Source organism: Mesorhizobium sp. WSM4935 (assembly GCF_029625735.1).
Taxonomy (GTDB): Bacteria; Pseudomonadota; Alphaproteobacteria; order Rhizobiales; family Rhizobiaceae; genus Mesorhizobium.
In genome coordinates, this window is sequence record NZ_JARTVR010000017.1 from 115,220 (window position 1) to 129,978 (window position 14,759).

14 protein-coding genes and 1 tRNA gene are annotated in these 14,759 nt (G+C 63.8%); 4 read left to right on the forward strand and 11 right to left on the reverse strand.

Annotated features, from left to right (window positions below):
• Window position 1: 1 nt before the first annotated feature.
• The 3 genes from P9273_RS28010 to rsfS all read right to left on the reverse strand — a co-directional run bounded on the left by P9273_RS28010 (window position 2) and on the right by rsfS (window position 2,393).
• Window positions 2-1,336, reverse strand: coding sequence for a murein hydrolase activator EnvC family protein (locus P9273_RS28010; RefSeq protein WP_278051672.1), 1,335 nt, complete (start codon window positions 1,334-1,336; stop codon window positions 2-4).
• A gap of 134 nt (window positions 1,337-1,470) precedes the next feature.
• Complete coding sequence (gene rlmH / locus P9273_RS28015; RefSeq protein ID WP_278051673.1) at window positions 1,471-1,953, reverse strand: 23S rRNA (pseudouridine(1915)-N(3))-methyltransferase RlmH; 483 nt, start codon at window positions 1,951-1,953, stop codon at window positions 1,471-1,473.
• A gap of 62 nt (window positions 1,954-2,015) precedes the next feature.
• The gene (rsfS, locus tag P9273_RS28020) at window positions 2,016-2,393 is read right to left on the reverse strand and encodes a ribosome silencing factor (RefSeq protein WP_041004571.1); all 378 of its coding nucleotides are present in this window, start codon (window positions 2,391-2,393) and stop codon (window positions 2,016-2,018) included.
• A 232-nt stretch (window positions 2,394-2,625) separates the two neighbouring features.
• Here rsfS and P9273_RS28025 point away from each other — a divergent pair, with 232 nt between their 5' ends.
• Window positions 2,626-3,477 carry a mechanosensitive ion channel family protein gene (locus P9273_RS28025; protein ID WP_278051674.1) on the forward strand — a complete coding sequence of 284 codons (852 nt, stop codon included), beginning with the start codon at window positions 2,626-2,628 and terminating at the stop codon, window positions 3,475-3,477.
• Between the two features lie 5 nt (window positions 3,478-3,482).
• Here P9273_RS28025 and P9273_RS28030 read toward each other — a convergent pair whose 3' ends face one another.
• From P9273_RS28030 to obgE, 5 genes are all read right to left on the reverse strand, one after another.
• The gene (locus P9273_RS28030) at window positions 3,483-4,769 is read right to left on the reverse strand and encodes an MFS transporter (protein WP_278051676.1); all 1,287 of its coding nucleotides are present in this window, start codon (window positions 4,767-4,769) and stop codon (window positions 3,483-3,485) included.
• A 137-nt stretch (window positions 4,770-4,906) separates the two neighbouring features.
• Window positions 4,907-5,494, reverse strand: a complete 588-nt coding sequence (locus P9273_RS28035) for a nicotinate-nucleotide adenylyltransferase (RefSeq protein ID WP_278051711.1) — start codon at window positions 5,492-5,494, stop codon at window positions 4,907-4,909.
• Between the two features lie 83 nt (window positions 5,495-5,577).
• Window positions 5,578-6,864 carry a glutamate-5-semialdehyde dehydrogenase gene (locus tag P9273_RS28040; protein WP_278051677.1) on the reverse strand — a complete coding sequence of 429 codons (1,287 nt, stop codon included), beginning with the start codon at window positions 6,862-6,864 and terminating at the stop codon, window positions 5,578-5,580.
• Window positions 6,865-6,867: 3 nt separating this feature from the next.
• The gene (gene proB, locus P9273_RS28045; protein WP_278051678.1) at window positions 6,868-8,001 is read right to left on the reverse strand and encodes a glutamate 5-kinase; all 1,134 of its coding nucleotides are present in this window, start codon (window positions 7,999-8,001) and stop codon (window positions 6,868-6,870) included.
• On the reverse strand, window positions 7,998-9,035 hold the full coding sequence (gene obgE, locus P9273_RS28050; protein ID WP_278051679.1) for a GTPase ObgE: 1,038 nt from the start codon (window positions 9,033-9,035) through the stop codon (window positions 7,998-8,000). The genes proB and obgE overlap by 4 nt, the downstream gene beginning before the upstream one ends.
• A 144-nt stretch (window positions 9,036-9,179) precedes the next feature.
• On the opposite strand from obgE, the gene P9273_RS28055 reads away from it, so the two are divergent.
• Window positions 9,180-10,043, forward strand: a complete 864-nt coding sequence (locus P9273_RS28055) for an endonuclease/exonuclease/phosphatase family protein (protein WP_278051680.1) — start codon at window positions 9,180-9,182, stop codon at window positions 10,041-10,043.
• A gap of 112 nt (window positions 10,044-10,155) precedes the next feature.
• On the opposite strand, the gene P9273_RS28060 is transcribed toward P9273_RS28055, so the two are convergent.
• The 3 genes from P9273_RS28060 to P9273_RS28070 all read right to left on the reverse strand — a co-directional run bounded on the left by P9273_RS28060 (window position 10,156) and on the right by P9273_RS28070 (window position 11,958).
• Window positions 10,156-10,743 carry a GNAT family N-acetyltransferase gene (locus P9273_RS28060; protein ID WP_041004553.1) on the reverse strand — a complete coding sequence of 196 codons (588 nt, stop codon included), beginning with the start codon at window positions 10,741-10,743 and terminating at the stop codon, window positions 10,156-10,158.
• A gap of 127 nt (window positions 10,744-10,870) precedes the next feature.
• A complete protein-coding gene (gene rpmA, locus P9273_RS28065; protein WP_040991608.1) occupies window positions 10,871-11,140 on the reverse strand; it encodes a 50S ribosomal protein L27 in 270 nt (89 codons plus the stop codon).
• 98 nt (window positions 11,141-11,238) lie between these two features.
• Entirely contained in the window at window positions 11,239-11,958 is a 720-nt protein-coding gene (locus tag P9273_RS28070) for a 50S ribosomal protein L21 (protein WP_278051685.1), read from the reverse strand.
• A gap of 326 nt (window positions 11,959-12,284) precedes the next feature.
• Here P9273_RS28070 and P9273_RS28075 point away from each other — a divergent pair.
• Window positions 12,285-12,374: transfer RNA gene (locus P9273_RS28075), tRNA-Ser, on the forward strand.
• Between the two features lie 114 nt (window positions 12,375-12,488).
• Window positions 12,489-13,811: a tyrosine-type recombinase/integrase gene (locus P9273_RS28080; protein WP_063169217.1), complete on the forward strand. Its 1,323-nt coding sequence runs from the start codon at window positions 12,489-12,491 to the stop codon at window positions 13,809-13,811.
• The last annotated feature ends 948 nt before the right edge of the window (window positions 13,812-14,759 follow it).

Consider the following 14,759-nt stretch of genomic DNA (forward strand, 5'->3'; position numbering starts at 1 on the left):
TTCACGTCCTTCCAGAGAATCGGTCCGCCCACCATGGGGCCGGATCGACGGGTTTTCCATCCTTGCGGAACTCGACATAGAGTTCCGGCGTCGCATTTCCATTCCGCGAGGCCGAGGTGCTTGCCACCCGAGCCTCTCCCATCGCGCCGATCGGCTCTCCCGCGAGCACCGACTGTCCCGTCGCGACGCTGATTCTGCTCATCCCCGCCAGGACGACATGATACCCGTCGCCCGCATTGAGGATCAAGAGTTGACCATAGGAGCGAAACGGCCCCGCATAAAGCACGTTTCCATCCGCCGGCGCGGTGACGATGGCCCCCGATTGTGTCGCAACCATGTCACCCTGCATCGCCGCGCCATTGCCGTCATCGGCGCCGAAACGCAACTTTATCTTGCCGATGACCGGCAGCGCGATCTGGCCTTGCAAGGCCGAAAACGGCGCCGACCCGGTGAGGCGGTTGGCCTCCGGCACCGGCAGCGCGGCGAGCTCGGCGGTCGAGGCCGTCGTGTCGGCGTCGGTCGATTTGCGCTCGCCCGCCTTGACCTGATCCTGCGCCTTGCGCGCCTTGTCGGCTTCGAGCGAGGCGATCAGGTCCTTGAGGCTGCTCGCCTTCGCCGCCAGCTGCTGCGAATGCTGCTGCTCGGCCGCGATCGCCGCCTGAGTATCGGCCTGCAGCTTCTTCTTGGCCTCGAGCAGCATGGTGAGCCGCTTCTTCTCCGCCGTCTGGTCGGTGACGGCGGTGGTGAGTCTCGCCCGCTCGGCCTCGATCGAGGCCGTCACGCGCGTCTGCTCCTTGAGGTCGGCCATCAGCCGGTCGGTCTGCTGGCGCAGTTCCGGCACCACCGCGCCGAGCAGGATGGCGCTGCGCACCGACGACAGCGCATCCTCGGGCTTGACCAGGATCGCCGGCGGCGGGTTGAGACCCATGCGCTGCAGCGCCCCCAATACTTCGGCCAGCACGTCGCGCCGCGCCATGAGCGAGGCGCGGAGCTTCTTTTCCTCGGCCTTCAGCCCCTCGAGCTTGGCGCCGATATCCTCGATGTCCTGGCCAAGCTTCTGCTCCGTCATCGCCGATTGGATCAGCGCCGCGGTGATCGAGGCATAATCCTTCCGCACCGAGGCAATGTCGGCGGCGAGCTTAGCCAGCCGCTCCGACGAAAGCGTGATCTCCTTGGAAACCTGCTCATATTCGGCCCGGCTCTGATCCGGATCGGGCGCCATGTCGAGCGAGTTCTCGGCCGCCCGGACCGGGCCGAGCGCCGCCAGGGCGGCGACAAGGGTCAAGCCGCAGCGGCTGCGCCAGGCGCGCGTAATCAGGTACCAGCCTTCAGACATCAGGCCTCTAACCTATCCGCCGCTTCGTTAACGAACCATCAACCATGTTGGAAGCGCCCGCTCAAGCTTGGGATGGTCAGCGTTTAAGGCGAAAATCCGGGCATCGACAAGCTTTTGTAGATCGCAGACGCCGTTCACGATCGATGGTAGGGGTGCCCCGCTAGGATGGTCGCGATCCGGTAAAGCTGCTCGCCCAGCATCACCCGCACCAGCTGGTGCGGCCAGGTCAGCGCGCCGAAGGACAGCACCAGGTCCGCCTGCTCGCGCAAGGATTTGTCATGGCCGTCGGCGCCGCCGATGGCGACGACCAGCGCCTTGCGGCCGCCGTCGCGCAATTGGCCGATGCGGGCGGCAAGATCCTCCGAGGAAAGCGACTTGCCGCGCTCGTCGAGCAGGATGAGAACGCTACCGGCCTGCAACTGGGCCTGCAGTTTCTGGGCTTCCTCGCGGCGGCGCTCGTCGGCGCCCTGTCCGCGGCTCTCGGGGACCTCGACGATGCCCGCAAATTCCAGCCCGACCGCGGGCCCGCTTTTGGCGAAGCGCTCGAAATAGCGGTCGGCGAGCTCTCTCTCGGGGCCGGTCTTCATCCGGCCCACGGCATGGACAGTGATCTTCATCCTCGCCCCGGCGAGCTTATCCTAATGCATACCGTGACGGCTCACGGCAGGCGGATCAAGCCTCAGTGCAAGGTCTCTTCCTCGAGGTCCGGCGCCTGCCACATCTTTTCGAGATTGTAGAATTCGCGGACTTCGGGACGGAAGACATGGACGATGATGTCGCCCGAATCGATCAGGACCCAGTCGGCGCTGGCCAGCCCCTCGACGCGCGCGGTGCCAAGGCCGGCATCCTTCAGCGCCTTGAGAAGATGGTCGGCGACAGCCGAGACATGACGGTGCGATCGGCCCGAGGCGATGACCATATAGTCGCCGAGGCTCGATTTTCCCTGGATGTCGATTGAGACGATGTTTTCGGCCTTGGAGTCTTCCAGACTGGCAAGGACTGTGTCGATGGCGAGGGAGGCAGCATCGTTTCCGCTGATCCCGGCCGGCGAAGGCATGATGTCAGCCTTCTTCCGCAGTGCTGTTCTCAGTGTGTTTCCTTTCCCAACAAGAACAACCAAATCACCCGGCAAATCGGGCGACACCACTTAGATAGGCAGAGTTCCATTGCAGTTTCAAGACGACGGGCTCTCCACGCCGCGATTTGCCTGAGCTTCGGGAGCCGAAATATCGGAACTATCGCTGCATCGCGGGGGTTATCGGCTCAACGACCAAAAGGGGACGCCCGCCATGCCGCTTGATCCGCAAAACGCCTTGCTCACCATCCAGGCCGGGCTCGCGCAGTTGAGCACGCTGATCGTTTCGTACTCTTTCTCGGCAGTCGGCGCCGTCATCCTCCTCGTCGTCGGCTATCTCGTTGCCGGTCTTGCCGAACGGTCGATTTATGCCGGCCTTGGCCACATCCACGGCTTCGACGAGACCTTGCGGCACTTTTTCTCGCAGGTCGTGCGCTACGCCATCCTGATCCTCGTCGTCATCATGGTGCTCGGCCAGTTCGGCGTGCAGACGGCCTCCATCATTGCCGCGATCGGCGCTGCCGGCCTGGCTATCGGGCTGGCATTGCAGGGCACGCTGCAGAACATTGCCGCCGGCATCATGCTGCTTGCGCTGAGACCCTTCCGCATCGGCGAAAATGTCGAGGTCGGCCCGATAGCCGGCAAGGTCGAGGAGATCGGCCTGTTCGCCACCAAGCTGCGCACCGTGGAAGGCGTCTATATATTGGCGCCTAATTCGACGCTGTGGAACCAGCCGGTGCGCAATTTCACCCGCAATGGCTTGCGCCGCACCGACGTGAGCTTGAGCATCGGCTCCTGGAACGATATCGACCGCGCGCAAAAGACGCTGCTTGCCATCGCCGGGGCCGAAAAGCGCATCCGCCGCGAACCGGCGCCGATCGCCTTCGTGGCCAGTCTCGGCGACGCGACCGTCTCGCTCACCTTGCGCTACTGGACATCCGCCGCCGACTATTTCTCGACCCAGATCGACATGATCAAGCGCGCCAAGCAGGCTTTCGACAGGGAAGGCATCTCGATCCCGCTGCCGCCGCCGGAAGTGCCGGCGCCGGAGGCACGCAAGCAGTAGCCCGATTAGTGCTTGGGTGCCGTCTCGTCCGGCGCGAAGGCAAGCTCCACCGGCAGGGGCGCCTGCGCCGACATCGGCGCGAAACTGCTGCTTGTGGGCGCTGGCGTCGGCCGGCCCGCCATTACGCGCCACAGCACGAACAGGCAGAAGGCCGATGCGATGACGATGCCGACATAGATGAAGGTCGCCGTGCCGAAAACGGCGGAAAGCGCGGTGACGAGGCCCGGCACGATGAAGCCGGCCAGCGACCAGGCGAACAGCATCGAGCTCGACAGCGCCAGAAGCTCGTCCTTGGCGGCGCGGTCGGCGGCATGCGCGCTGGAGAGCGCATAGATCGATTCCGAGGCTCCGTCCCAAATGAGATAGATCACCACCAGCGCCATCAGCGCGCCGCCGTCGAAGGCAATGGCAAGCACGCTGGCGACGACCGCCAGCGCCGCCGCGCCCGCCAGCACATAGCGCCGGTCGGTGCGGTCCGAAATCCAGCCGAGCGGGATCTGCAGGATCAGCGTGCCGACCGGCATTGCCGACAAAAGCAGCGCCACATCGGCCTGGCTGTAGCCCTTGGCGGTGGCATGGATCGGCGCAAAGCCGGAAACGATCATCGACAGGCCGCCGACGGCGAGCATGCCGGCGACGCCGACCGGCGAGATGCGCCAGGCGCGGCGCAGCGCCACCGATGCGGCCTGCGGCGCCGGCGGCTGGGCAAGCCGCGTCATGCCGACAGGCAGGATGGAAAGCGCCGTGAAGGTGATGCCGATCAGCGCTGCCGCTGCCGTGTGGATGTCGACTGCGGCGAGCGTTGCATATCCGACGCCCAGCCCGGCGATATAGGCGACATAGAACACCGCCATCACCCGGCCGCGGATCGAATTCGGCAAGGCATCGTTCAGCCAGCTCTGCGCGACGATGAACAGCCCGCAGATGGCGAAGCCGTAGAGCGCCCGCGCGGCGATCCACAGCAACGGGATTGGCCCGGCGCCGATAGCCGCGTTGGAAAGCGCGATCAGCGCCGACAGCACCATGAAGGCGCGGGCGTGCCCGACGCGCCTCACCAGCGGCCCCGTCAGGATGCAGCCGGCCAGCCCGCCGGCCGAAAGGCCGGTGACGATCAGCCCGGCCCAGGTGGGATCGAAGCCGTCGGCGCCGAGACGCACCGGGATATAGGCGAACATCAGCCCATTGCCGATCGCGATCAGCGCCATCGACACGATGACGCTGGCAATGGCGATCAGCGGCGCCGGTTGCGCGTCCTGTATCCGATCGGTTGTGGCTTGGTCCTGCTGCAGCATGCTCTAGCATCTCCTGCCCTCAGGCGAAAAGCAGCCGTAAAAGCGACATGGCCCGCCTTGCCCTTCTCCCCTTGTGGGCCCTGTTGCGCAGTCAGCAAGAACAGGCCCACAAGGGGAGAAGGGAAGTCCGCGCAAGTCTATCCCTTCGCCGCCTTGCGGATCGCGGTGGACGACAGCGACGAGCGCGGCCCGTGGATGAAGGTCCAGGCCGGGGCCTGCATGCGGGCAAGCAGCGGCGCGTCTCCCTCGTCGATGCGAGCATAGTCGAAGGTCTTGGCGACCACCGACGACAGGAAGGAGAGCGTGGCGCCCGGACGGTCGATGACGGCGATCGGGAAGGTCAGCACGATCTCGCGCCAGCGCTGCCAGCGGTGGAAGTCGCGCAGGCTGTCGGCGCCCATGATCCAGACGAAATCGACACCCGGATTGCGCGCCTTGACCAGCGCCAGCGTGTCGGCGGTGTAGCGAACATGATGTGCCGCCTCGAAGGCAGTGACCTTGATCTTCGGATTCCTGGCGATCTTTTCCGAAAGCTCGATACGCTCGGCGAGCGTCGCCAGTTCGCCCGCGTTTTTCAGCGGATTGCCGGGCGTCACCACCCACCACAGCTGGTCGAGCGCAAGCCGTCTCAGCGCGATCTCGGCGACCAGCGCATGGCCGGCATGCGGCGGGTTGAACGAACCGCCGAACAGGCCGACGGTCAGGCCCTTGGCGGCGTGCGGCATGCGAAAGTAGCGGGCCGGGACGGGCTGTTCGGGCTGGGAAAGCATTCGCCTTGGCCTCCCTCAGGCCTTCCGGGCGAAAAAGGTCAAGGCCTCACCTGCCCCGATCCGCACACGCGGTATTTGAACGAGGTGAGCTGCTCGACGCCGACCGGCCCGCGCGCATGCATCTTGCCGGTGGCGATGCCGATCTCGGCGCCCATGCCGAACTCGCCGCCATCGGCGAACTGCGTCGAGGCGTTGTGCAAGAGGATCGCCGAGTCGATCTCGTTGAAGAATTTTTCGACCGCCTGCGCGTCCTCCGCGATGATCGCTTCGGTGTGGTGCGACGAGAAGGTCTCGATATGCTCGATCGCGCCGGCGACGCCGTCTACCAGCTTCACCGCGATGATGGCGTCGAGATATTCCGTCACCCAGTCGGCGTCGGTTGCCGGGCTGGCATCGGCGAAGGCTTTCATCACCTCGGCATCGGCACGGATCTCGCAGCCGGCGGCGCGCAGCGCTTCCACGACCGGCACAAGATGCGTGGCGGCCACCGCGCGGTCGACCAGCAAGGTCTCGGCGGCGCCGCAAACGCCGGTGCGCCGCATCTTGGCGTTGACCGCGATCTTGACCGCCATGTCGAGATCGGCCGAGCGGTCGATAAAGAGATGGCAGATGCCTTCCAGATGCGCGAAGACCGGCACCCGCGCCTCGGTCTGCACGCGCCCGACCAGGCTCCTGCCGCCGCGCGGGATGATGACGTCGAGATTGCCGCTCAAGCCCTTGAGCATCTCGCCGACAGCGGCGCGGTCCGTGGTCGGAACCAGCTGGATGGCATCCTCAAGCAGGCCGGCCGCCTTCAGCCCTTCGACCATGCAGGCATGGATGGCGGCCGACGAATTGAGCGAGTCGGACCCGCCGCGCAGGATCACCGGATTGCCGGCCTTCAGGCAAAGCGCGCCGGCATCCGCCGTCACATTCGGCCTGCTCTCATAGATGACGCCGATCACGCCGAGCGGCGTGCGCACGCGCTCGATGTGGAGGCCGTTCGGCCGGTCCCACTCGGCGATGACGTCGCCGACCGGATCCTTGAGAGCGGCGATCTCGCGAATGCCGTCGGCCATCGCCTTGACGCGCGATGGGGTGAGTTTGAGGCGATCCATGAAGGAGCCGGACAAACCGGCCTCCTCGCCGTTCGACATGTCGATGGCGTTGGCCTCGAGGATCGCCTGCTCGTTGCGCAGGATGGCGTCCGCCATTGCGATAAGCGCATCGTCCTTGGCTTTGGTTGAAGCGACCGCTAACGGTCGGGCTGCAGCACGGGCGCGGCGGCCAATATCGGCCATCAGCGCTACGGTGTCTTCGCCGGATTTTTCATGCAGCTTCAGCATGGATCATCCCTCCGCTTGGTCGCCGGCAAGGCTTACCACAAGGTCGTCGCGATGGATCATCGCCGAACGCGCCTCGTAGCCGAGCACGTTTTCGATCTCGGCCGTCTTCAGACCTGCGATCCTTACGGCATCGGCGGCATCATAGGCAACCAGCCCGCGCGCGATCTCGCGCCCCTCCGGCGACAGGATCGCCACCGTGTCACCGCGCGCGAAATTGCCACTGACCACCTTTACCCCGGCCGGCAGCAAAGACTTGCCGGATTTCAGCGCCCCGACGGCGCCGGCATCGACGGTGAGCCGGCCGGCCGGCTCGAGCTGTCCGGCGATCCAGGTCTTGTAGCCCTTCACCGGGCTGGCGCTCGGTTTGAAGAAGGTCGCGCGCTCGCCGCGCTCGATCGCCATCAGCGGCGAAAGCCTGGTGCCCGAGGTGATGATCATGGCGGTGCCGGCGGCATTGGCGATCTTGCCGGCGTCGAGCTTCGTGCGCATTCCGCCGCGCGACAATTCGGACGCGGCCGCGCCGGCCATCGCCTCGACGTCCGGCGTGATGCGATCGACGACGGGGATGAATTTTGCTCCCGGGTCCTTGGCCGGCGGGGCCGTATAGAGCCCGTCGATGTCGGAAAGCAGCACCAGAAGATCGGCGCCCATCATCGTTGCCACCCGAGCCGCCAGCCGGTCATTGTCGCCGTAGCGGATTTCGGACGTCGCCACCGTGTCGTTCTCGTTGATCACCGGCACCGCCTTCATTTTGAGCAGCGTCGAGATCGTCGCCCGCGCGTTGAGGTAGCGGCGGCGTTCCTCGGTGTCGCCGAGCGTCAAAAGGATCTGACCCGATTTCAGCCCGTCCTTGCCGAGCGCGTCCGACCAGGCGCCGGCCAGCGCGATCTGGCCGACGGCGGCCGCCGCCTGGCTTTCCTCGAGCTTCAGCGCGCGCTTGCCGAGGCCGAGAATGGTGCGGCCGAGAGCGATCGCGCCGGACGAGACGACGAGCACTTCCGCGCCGGCCGCGGCAAGCACCGCGATGTCGCCGGCAAGCGAGGTCAGCCAGTCGCGCTTCAAGCCTGTCGCGCGGTCGACGAGCAGCGCCGAACCGATCTTCACGGTGATGCGCCGGTATGATTTCAGCGATTTCATGGGTTTTGCTGCCAGCGCGTCTCGACGGGGGCCGGAACAGCATCGCGCGATTCGGCGACCACCGCCATCAGCGCGCGCAGCACCGCCTCGACGCCTTCTCCGGTGACGGCCGACAGCAGCATCGGCGCGCGGCCGGCCGCGCGCTTCAGCGAGGCCGCCTTCTTCTTGCGGGCTTCGGCGTCGAGGATGTCGACCTGGCTGAGCGCGACGATCTCGACCTTGTCGGTCAGCCCATGGCCATAGGCTTCGAGCTCGGCGCGCACGGTCTTGTAGGCCTTGCCGGGATTTTCCTCCTGCGCCGAGATCAGGTGAAGCAGCACGCGCGTGCGCTCGACATGGCCGAGGAAACGGTCGCCGATGCCCACCCCCTCATGCGCGCCCTCGATCAGGCCGGGAATGTCGGCCAGCACGAATTCGCGGCCGTCGATGCGGGCGACGCCAAGGCAAGGATGGAGCGTGGTGAATGGATAGTCGGCGATCTTCGGCTTGGCGGCGGTGACGGCCGCAAGGAAGGTCGATTTGCCGGCGTTGGGCATGCCGACCAGGCCGGCATCGGCGATCAGCTTGAGCCGGAGCCAGATGCTCAGCTCCTCACCGGGCTGGCCGGGATTGGCGCGCCGCGGCGCCTGGTTGGTCGAGGTCTTGAAATGCTGGTTGCCGAAGCCGCCATTGCCACCCTTGGCCAGCAGGAAGCGCTGGCCGACCACAGTGAGATCGCAGATCAGCGTCTCATTGTCCTCGGCAAAGACCTGCGTGCCGGCCGGGACTTTCAGTGTTACGTCGGCGCCCTTGGCGCCGGTCATGTTGCGGCCCATGCCGTGCATGCCGGTCTTGGCCTTGAAATGCTGCTGGTAGCGGTAGTCGATCAGCGTGTTCAGCCCGTCGACCGCTTCCACCCAGACATCGCCGCCGCGTCCGCCGTCGCCGCCGTCCGGGCCGCCGAACTCGATGAATTTCTCGCGTCGGAACGACATCGATCCGGCGCCGCCGTCGCCAGATCGTATGTATACCTTGGCCTGATCGAGGAATTTCATCGGATTTTCGAATTTCTGTTATTGCACTTGCGGGATTGCTCTAAACCAAGGCAGGGCCGAGGGCGAGGCCGATTTGCGACTAAAGCGTCGGGTGTCCTTTCGCCAGCGACGCGGTAGGCAGGGGCGTGACCGGGGGGCGCGGAAATGAAGATCGTCACCTACAACATCCAATACGGCATCGGCCTCGACGGCAAATACGATGTCGGCCGCATCGCCGACGCGGTGCGCGGCGCCGATGTCATCGCGCTGCAGGAAGTGACCCGCAACAACCCGCGCAACGGCGACCGCGATATGGTGGCCGAGATCGGTGAGGCGCTGCCCGACTATTTTGCCGCCTATGGCAGCAATTTCGAGGTCAATATCGGCTCGCGCCTGGAGAACGGCCGCGCCATCTCGACCTCCTTCCAACTCGGCAACATGGTGCTGTCGAAGACGCCCATTCATCTGTCGCGCAATCTCCTTCTGCCGCGCAGCCGCAGCCTCGAGACCATGAACTTCCAGCGCGGCGCGCTCGAGGCGCTGATCGAAACGCCGCTCGGCTTCATCCGCTTCTACTCCACCCATCTCGACCATCGCAGCCCGGTCGAGCGCCAGGGCCAGATCCGCTTCCTGCGCCAGCGCCTCCTGAACTACGCGCTGGAAGGCGGCGGCCTGTCGGGCATTCCCGAGATCGGTTTGCCGGACCTGCCCTATCCGGAAGCCTTCATCGTCATGGGCGACTTCAACATGCTGCCGGGCTCCCCCGAATATGTCGAGCTCGCCGGCCGCCCGGACCATGAGTTCGGCATGCCGCTGACCGCCGATCTCGCCGTCGATGTCGCCCAGCGTCTTGCCGTCGCCGACCTCATCACCTGGGTCGATCCCGATCGGCCCGGCGACAAAAGCCGGCACAAATGCATCGACTACATCTTCACCAGCGCATCGCTCGCCAAATCGCTGCAGCGCCTGTGGTCCGACCGGGACGCCGCCGGCTCCGACCACCTGCCGCTCTGGGCCGAGCTCAGCTGAGCTCTACCTGCTCCTCTCCCCTTGGGGAGAGGTCGGATCGCCCCGAATTGCCCTTCGCAATTCGGCTGGCAATCTGGGTGAGGGGGCACTGATCAGATCCTGAAGGCAATCATCAAAAGTGCACCCAGTTTCTGAGGCTGGTCCACGTTTTCCTGTCGAGCCGGTAGCGCTCGACCGGCACCTGGCCGGCGACGATCGAGTTCAGCATGCCCTGGCCGGCATACTGGAAGCCGCATTTGTGGATGACCCGCCGCGAGGCCGGATTGATCACCCTGGTCGAGGCATGCAGCACCTGGATCGAGGTGCGCTGGAAGGCGAGGTCGACGAGCGCGTGCGCCGCCTCGGTGGCATAGCCGCGCTTCCAATAGGGCTCGCCGATCCAGTAACCCAGTTCCAGGCCGCGATCGGTGGTGTTCAGGCCGGCGCAGCCGACGAAGGTCCCGGTGTCCTTGAGCGTCAGCGCATAGACGATGCCGGCGCGCCGCGACGCCGCCATGGCAAGGAAGGCGCGGCCTTCGGCTTCGCCATAGGGATGCGGCATGCGGGCGAGCATTTCGGCGACATGTCGGTTGTCGGCAAGCGTGACGAGCTGCTCGAGATCGCTTTCGCGCGGGGCGCGCATGACCAGCCGCTCGGTGGCCAGCACCGGGCAATCGATCGCGTAACTTTCGTCTTCGGTGTCTTCCGCTTCGGCAACCATTTTAGTCCTCCAGGGCAAGAAAAAATGAAAAAAGGAGAGAGGGCAAACCCATCTCTCCTGATCCTTTTCCTGGCCTGGCCAGACACCGGTTCCCGAGATGGGCGCCGGTGTTATGGTGCGGAACCGGCTACTCCGCTGCTTTGGTAATCGGGTTCACCGATACGTAGGTTCGGCCGTTGGCTTTCTTGTTGAAGGTGACTGCGCCGGCCTCGAGCGCAAAAAGGGTGTGGTCCGTGCCCATGCCAACATTGGTGCCCGGATGCCATTGCGTGCCGCGCTGACGAATGATGATGTTGCCGGCCACGACGGCTTCGCCGCCGAACTTCTTCACGCCCAGACGCTTGGAGTGCGAATCGCGACCATTGCGCGACGAACCGCCAGCTTTCTTGTGTGCCATTTGACTAACTCCGATGCGCCCTGAGGCGCTTGAATGGTCTTATGAACGCGTTCGCGTTCCGTTTCAAGTCCGTACCGGCGACGATCGTCGCCGGAAAATTACTTCTTCGCCAGTTCCTTGGCCTGCTCGCGCCAGTCCTTGATCTGGTCGGTGCTGAACGGCATGTGCTCGTCGATCTTGGCGACGTCCTTGTCGGTGAGCTTGGCGAGCTGCGCGAAGGTGACGATGCCCTGCTCTGCGAGGTCCTTCGCCGCGACCGGGCCGATGCCCTTGATCACGGTCAGGTCGTCCGGCTCGCCCTTCGGCGCCTTGAACAGCGGCGCGGCCTTGGCCTCTCCGCCGGAAGCGGCTTCCGCCTTCGGAGCAGCTTCCTTCTTGGCCTTCGGCTCCTTCGGAGCGGCTTCCGCCTTTGCCTCGGCGGCGACTTCCGCCTTGGCCTCGGGCGCCTTGGCCTCGGGCGCCTTGGCTTCCGGCTTGGCGGCGGCCTTCTTTGACGGCTTGGCGCCGCCCAGCAGGATTTCGGCGATCCGGACGGTGGTCAGAAGCTGGCGATGGCCGATCTTGCGGCGCGAATTCTGGCGGCGGCGCTTCTTGAAAGCGATGACGGTGCGGTTCTTGCCCTGCTCGACGACTTCCGCCGTGACCATGGCGCCATCGACGAACGGCGCGCCGAAGGTGACATTCTCGCCCTCGCCATGCGCGAGCACATTGCCGATCTCGACGATATCGCCGACCTTGGCTTCGAGTTTCTCGATCTTCAGGAGATCGTTGGCGGCGACGCGATACTGCTTGCCGCCCGTTTTGATGACTGCGAACATTTTTTGCCTTTCGCTGTTCGGTCGGCCTCGATGAACCGCCTCTGGCGGTTCGGCCGTCTTTTTGTCAGTCTGCGGGTTCAAAAAACAAGCGGCGCGGAAGAGCCTCCACGCCGAATGCGGGCTGTCCCTAACCGAAGGTTGCGCCGGAGTCAAGGCAAGCGGTCTTGTCCTTGGAAGGGCGGCGAGCGACGTTGCCGGCAAATATCGGTCCGTCGCGTCGCGATCGCTTTCGCGGAAGCTGGAAATCGCTCGAATAGGGCCTTGTAACCGGAGCGGTCAGCCGTTATCTAGTGCGCCGCGCCGGCAACGGCCGACCATGACCTCGCGGAGAGGTGGCAGAGTGGTCGAATGCACCGCACTCGAAATGCGGCATACTCGCAAGGGTATCGGGGGTTCGAATCCCTCCCTCTCCGCCATTTAGCTTCCATAAAAATCCTTTCCTTTCAAAAGCTTCCTTGTTGCGCTTGACCAGCACGAAGCGAAACATATCTTAGACTGTGTAACAAACTGTGTAACATTAGAGAAAGATAATGCGACGTTCCGCAGCGCCAAAGCCGCATAAACGTGAAGGCATCTGGTATCTCGTCCGCAGGGTGCCGAAGGAATTCGCGGCGTTTGATCGCCGCTGCCTAGTACGCATTTCCACGGGCGTCGCCGTGGCTGACGATCCCCGCGGTGTACGGGCGCGAGATGCAGTGCAAAGCCTCGGCGCGGGGCTGGAGGCGTATTGGCGTAGACTGCGGGAAGGCCAATCCGCCGAGGCGGGGCTGCGTTTCGAAGCCGCGAGGAAGCGCGCGCGGTCATTTGGATTGGCCTATCGCACTAACGAGGAACTAGCAGCGGGGCCGCTCGACGAACTCATGGCCCGTATCAAGCTGCTCCTCGACAAAAAATCGATCGAGGACGCGCAGGACGTCTCGGCCGTCATGGGTGGGGAGAAGCGGCCAGCGGTCCGCCTGAGCGGTCTTATCAAGGAATTCGAGACGATCGAGCAACAGAACTTGCTGACCATGTCGCCCAACCAAATCAAGAAATGGCGTAACCCCAAAAAGCGCGCAGTTGCCAATCTGGTTGGAGTCATTGGCGACAAGGAGATCGCAAGCCTCACTCGGGACGACGCAATCGCGTTCCGCGAGTGGTGGCAAAAGCGGATCGTTGAGGATGGACTTGATATCGGTACGGCCAACAAGGACATCGGCCATGTTTCGAAAATGCTGCGCGTCGTCGATCTGACTCACCAGCTCAAGCTGGAGCCGGTTTTTCGAAACCTGCGTCTTTCCGGCGCCGTCCCCGGGCAACGCGCTGCGTTCACAGCGGAGTTCATTCAGGAGAAGATACTCGCTGAAGGCGCGCTCGACGGACTCAATGACGAAGCCCGCCATCTAATCTATGTGATTGCCGATACCGGACTCAGGCTTTCTGAAGCGGCAAACCTCACCACCGAAACAATCCACCTCGATCGAGAAATCCCGCATGTGCGGGTGCGCCCCAATGGCCGTCGCTTGAAGACCGGTCATTCAGCCCGTGACATTCCCTTGGTTGGCGGCGCACTTGCAGCCATCAAGCTCCATCCGGACGGCTTTCCTCGTTATCGCGACAAGGCCGCGTCACTTTCAGCGCTCGTCAACAAGGTGCTCGCCAGCAAGGAACTTCTGCCGACTTCCGAGCATAGTCTTTATAGCCTGCGACACACTTTCGAGGACCGGCTGACGGCAGTTGAGGCGCCGGAGAAGGTAATTGCTTCTCTGATGGGCCACAAATGGATCCGGCCCAAATACGGCGCGGGACCTTCGTTAGCGCAAAAGCGCGAGTGGCTCCAAAAAATCGCTTTTACCCCGCCCGGGCGAATGTGATTGCGGCGCCATCCAGGCCTTGAGAACCAACCTCACGGCTCCAGCTGTCCGAGCCATTTAGGTTGAGCGTGGCCAGCACGCGCTGCGCTCGCTCGCGATTTCCGAGCTTCCGCCGCATTTGTTCGACCTCGTATTCCAGCCTTTCGAAGGTCGGTATATAGGCATCTCCATGCCGGATGACCAAGTAGGCGGCAACAGCTAGACACCATTCTAGCTCCGTGGCCGATGGATCGGAAAAAGGGGCGACGCCATACCAAGACGAGCAACGCCTCTCGAGGGCTTCCGAACTAGGCAAACGGCCAGCATGTGGCATGGGAAAGAAACCTATGCCTGATCGACGAACCTAAAGTGCTCACGAAGCTTGACCGGTACGCGGGCCATCGGAGGGTTCTGCCTAAAACCGCCAAAAATTTTGAAACACCCATTCATCCGGCTCGAATTCAAAGGGATCGGCGATTTTTGGGTTATGGCTTGCAAGCATAGTTCAGCCCAGACAAGAACGCCTGATATCTTGTCGTGCACTGTCACCCTGCCAAATATGGTGCCGGCGACAACGGCAGTTTGGCGAGCAGAAGAATTCCCGAGACTGAGACGTTCTACGGCTTGGCCCATGTTCGCGCTCCTCCTCGATTGGAGACAGGATGGGCCATATGGAAGCGAATAAAAGGAGGTTGGTGACGAGTCTCGGTAGTGGAGTAGAAACGGGTGGAAAAGCTTGCGCTATTCGCCATCGGCGCCGCTAAGCGCATTTGAGAGAAGGGGCAGCGATCGCCAAGAGATGACGTCCGATCGCAAGCCGGCTAGAAATGCGACAGTGACGCGCCTTTTTTGGCACGACCTTAGCACCCGATCGGGCCTCAGCTGGTCGTCGTTGCGCAGCCGATCGGGTGCGATTTTTATAAAGCTCTCTTGGCTTTAGCTTTGAGAGCCCGTCATCGAGACAAATGC

Bases quoted from the DNA above. Each gene is read 5' to 3' on its own strand.
- P9273_RS28040 (WP_278051677.1), bottom strand. From the start codon at position 6,864: ATGCTGAAGCTGCATGAAAAATCCGGCGAAGACACCGTAGCGCTGATG.
- P9273_RS28035 (WP_278051711.1), bottom strand. From the start codon at position 5,494: ATGCCGCACGCCGCCAAGGGCCTGACCGTCGGCCTGTTCGGCGGTTCG.
- P9273_RS28060 (WP_041004553.1), bottom strand. From the start codon at position 10,743: ATGGTTGCCGAAGCGGAAGACACCGAAGACGAAAGTTACGCGATCGAT.
- P9273_RS28030 (WP_278051676.1), bottom strand. From the start codon at position 4,769: ATGCTGCAGCAGGACCAAGCCACAACCGATCGGATACAGGACGCGCAA.
- rsfS (WP_041004571.1), bottom strand. From the start codon at position 2,393: ATGCCTTCGCCGGCCGGGATCAGCGGAAACGATGCTGCCTCCCTCGCC.
- P9273_RS28010 (WP_278051672.1), bottom strand. From the start codon at position 1,336: ATGTCTGAAGGCTGGTACCTGATTACGCGCGCCTGGCGCAGCCGCTGC.
- proB (WP_278051678.1), bottom strand. From the start codon at position 8,001: ATGAAATCGCTGAAATCATACCGGCGCATCACCGTGAAGATCGGTTCG.
- P9273_RS28025 (WP_278051674.1), top strand. From the start codon at position 2,626: ATGCCGCTTGATCCGCAAAACGCCTTGCTCACCATCCAGGCCGGGCTC.
- P9273_RS28070 (WP_278051685.1), bottom strand. From the start codon at position 11,958: ATGTTCGCAGTCATCAAAACGGGCGGCAAGCAGTATCGCGTCGCCGCC.
- P9273_RS28080 (WP_063169217.1), top strand. From the start codon at position 12,489: ATGCGACGTTCCGCAGCGCCAAAGCCGCATAAACGTGAAGGCATCTGG.
- rlmH (WP_278051673.1), bottom strand. From the start codon at position 1,953: ATGAAGATCACTGTCCATGCCGTGGGCCGGATGAAGACCGGCCCCGAG.
- P9273_RS28055 (WP_278051680.1), top strand. From the start codon at position 9,180: ATGAAGATCGTCACCTACAACATCCAATACGGCATCGGCCTCGACGGC.
- obgE (WP_278051679.1), bottom strand. From the start codon at position 9,035: ATGAAATTCCTCGATCAGGCCAAGGTATACATACGATCTGGCGACGGC.
- rpmA (WP_040991608.1), bottom strand. From the start codon at position 11,140: ATGGCACACAAGAAAGCTGGCGGTTCGTCGCGCAATGGTCGCGATTCG.